Source organism: Streptomyces spongiae (assembly GCF_009377185.1).
In the GTDB taxonomy this organism is placed as follows: domain Bacteria; phylum Actinomycetota; class Actinomycetes; order Streptomycetales; family Streptomycetaceae; genus Streptomyces; species Streptomyces spongiae.
This window is the reverse complement of sequence record NZ_VJZC01000847.1, coordinates 1-3,185: the sequence shown is the minus strand read 5'-3', so window position 1 is coordinate 3,185 and position 3,185 is coordinate 1. Positions and strand designations below refer to the sequence as shown.

The following is a 3,185-nucleotide window of genomic DNA, read 5'->3' as shown; positions in this document are numbered from 1 at the left end:
TGGTCGTTGTTTGAGAACTGCACAGTGGACGCGAGCATCTGTGGCCAAGTTTTTAAGGGCGCACGGTGGATGCCTTGGCACCAGGAACCGATGAAGGACGTGGGAGGCCACGATAGTCCCCGGGGAGTCGTCAACCAGGCTTTGATCCGGGGGTTTCCGAATGGGGAAACCCGGCAGTCGTCATGGGCTGTCACCCATACCTGAACACATAGGGTATGTGGAGGGAACGCGGGGAAGTGAAACATCTCAGTACCCGCAGGAAGAGAAAACAACCGTGATTCCGGGAGTAGTGGCGAGCGAAACTGGATGAGGCCAAACCGTATGCGTGTGAGACCCGGCAGGGGTTGCGCATGCGGGGTTGTGGGATCTCTCTTCTGTCGTCTGCCGGCGACAGGACGAGTCAGAAACCGTTGATGTAGGCGAAGGACATGCGAAAGGTCCGGCGTAGAGGGTAAGACCCCCGTAGTCGAAACGTCAGCGGCTCGTTTGAGAGACACCCAAGTAGCACGGGGCCCGAGAAATCCCGTGTGAATCTGGCGGGACCACCCGCTAAGCCTAAATATTCCCTGGTGACCGATAGCGGATAGTACCGTGAGGGAATGGTGAAAAGTACCCCGGGAGGGGAGTGAAATAGTACCTGAAACCGTGTGCCTACAAGCCGTGGGAGCGTCGGAATGGAGCTTGCTTCATTCTCGTGACTGCGTGCCTTTTGAAGAATGAGCCTGCGAGTTTGCGGTGTGTTGCGAGGTTAACCCGTGTGGGGAAGCCGTAGCGAAAGCGAGTCCGAACAGGGCGATTCAGTAGCGCGCTCAAGACCCGAAGCGGAGTGATCTAGCCATGGGCAGGTTGAAGCGGAGGTAAGACTTCGTGGAGGACCGAACCCACCAGGGTTGAAAACCTGGGGGATGACCTGTGGTTAGGGGTGAAAGGCCAATCAAACTCCGTGATAGCTGGTTCTCCCCGAAATGCATTTAGGTGCAGCGTCGTGTGTTTCTTGCCGGAGGTAGAGCACTGGATAGGCGATGGGCCCTACCGGGTTACTGACCTTAGCCAAACTCCGAATGCCGGTAAGTGAGAGCGCGGCAGTGAGACTGTGGGGGATAAGCTCCATGGTCGAGAGGGAAACAGCCCAGAGCATCGACTAAGGCCCCTAAGCGTACGCTAAGTGGGAAAGGATGTGGAGTCGCAGAGACAACCAGGAGGTTGGCTTAGAAGCAGCCACCCTTGAAAGAGTGCGTAATAGCTCACTGGTCAAGTGATTCCGCGCCGACAATGTAGCGGGGCTCAAGCGTACCGCCGAAGTCGTGTCATTGCAGCATGAGGGCTAACGCCTGCTGTGATGGGTAGGGGAGCGTCGTGTGCCGGGTGAAGCAGCCGTGTAAGCGAGTTGTGGACGGTTCACGAGTGAGAATGCAGGCATGAGTAGCGATACACACGTGGGAAACGTGTGCGCCGATTGACTAAGGGTTCCTGGGTCAAGCTGATCTGCCCAGGGTAAGTCGGGACCTAAGGCGAGGCCGACAGGCGTAGTCGATGGATAACCGGTTGATATTCCGGTACCCGCTGTGAAGCGTCAAACATCGAATCCAGTGATGCTAAGCCCGTGAAGCCGTCGGCTGAGTCTTCGGACGAGGTCGGAGTGGTGGAGCCGGTGACCCGAGCTGGTAGTAGGTGAGTGATGGGGTGACGCAGGAAGGTAGTCCATCCCGGGCGGTGGTTGTCCCGGGGTAAGGGTGTAGGACGTCAGGTAGGTAAATCCGCCTGGCTTTGTCTGAGACCTGATGCCGAGCCGATTGTGGTGAAGTGGATGATCCTATGCTGTCGAGAAAAGCCTCTAGCGAGTTTTATGGCGGCCCGTACCCTAAACCGACTCAGGTGGTCTGGTAGAGAATACCGAGGCGTTCGGGTGAACTATGGTTAAGGAACTCGGCAAAATGCCCCCGTAACTTCGGGAGAAGGGGGGCCACACTTGGTGATCCAATTTACTTGGTGAGCTGGGGGTGGCCGCAGAGACCAGCGAGAAGCGACTGTTTACTAAAAACACAGGTCCGTGCGAAGCCGTAAGGCGATGTATACGGACTGACGCCTGCCCGGTGCTGGAACGTTAAGGGGACCGGTTAGCTCCATTTCGGTGGGGCGAAGCTGAGAACTTAAGCGCCAGTAAACGGCGGTGGTAACTATAACCATCCTAAGGTAGCGAAATTCCTTGTCGGGTAAGTTCCGACCTGCACGAATGGCGTAACGACTTCTCGACTGTCTCAACCATAGGCCCGGTGAAATTGCACTACGAGTAAAGATGCTCGTTTCGCGCAGCAGGACGGAAAGACCCCGGGACCTTTACTACAGTTTGATATTGGTGTTCGGTTCGGCTTGTGTAGGATAGCTGGGAGACTGTGATCTCTGGACGCCAGTTCAGGGGGAGTCGTCGTTGAAATACCAGTCTGGTCGTGCTGGATGTCTAACCTGGGTCCGTGATCCGGATCAGGGACAGTGTCTGATGGGTAGTTTAACTGGGGCGGTTGCCTCCTAAAGGGTAACGGAGGCGCCCAAAGGTTCCCTCAGCCTGGTTGGCAATCAGGTGTTGAGTGTAAGTGCACAAGGGAGCTTGACTGTGAGACCGACGGGTCGAGCAGGGACGAAAGTCGGGACTAGTGATCCGGCGGTGGCTTGTGGAAGCGCCGTCGCTCAACGGATAAAAGGTACCCCGGGGATAACAGGCTGATCTTCCCCAAGAGTCCATATCGACGGGATGGTTTGGCACCTCGATGTCGGCTCGTCGCATCCTGGGGCTGGAGTCGGTCCCAAGGGTTGGGCTGTTCGCCCATTAAAGCGGTACGCGAGCTGGGTTTAGAACGTCGTGAGACAGTTCGGTCCCTATCCGCTGTGCGCGTAGGAATATTGAGAAGGGCTGTCCCTAGTACGAGAGGACCGGGACGGACGAACCTCTGGTGTGCCAGTTGTTCTGCCAAGGGCATGGCTGGTTGGCTACGTTCGGGAGGGATAACCGCTGAAAGCATCTAAGCGGGAAGCCTGCTTCGAGATGAGTATTCCCACCTCCTTGAGAGGGTAAGGCTCCCAGTAGACGACTGGGTTGATAGGCCAGGTCTGGAAGCCCGGTAACGGGTGGAGGTGACTGGTACTAATAGGCCGAGGGCTTGTCCTCAGTTGCTCGCGTCCACTGTGTT

Annotated in this window: 1 rRNA gene; it reads left to right on the top strand. The window is 56.8% G+C overall.

The window, feature by feature from the left end:
- Positions 1-42 precede the first annotated feature (42 nt).
- A 23S ribosomal RNA gene (locus FNH08_RS47660) occupies positions 43-3,163 on the top strand.
- Positions 3,164-3,185: the final 22 nt, after the last annotated feature.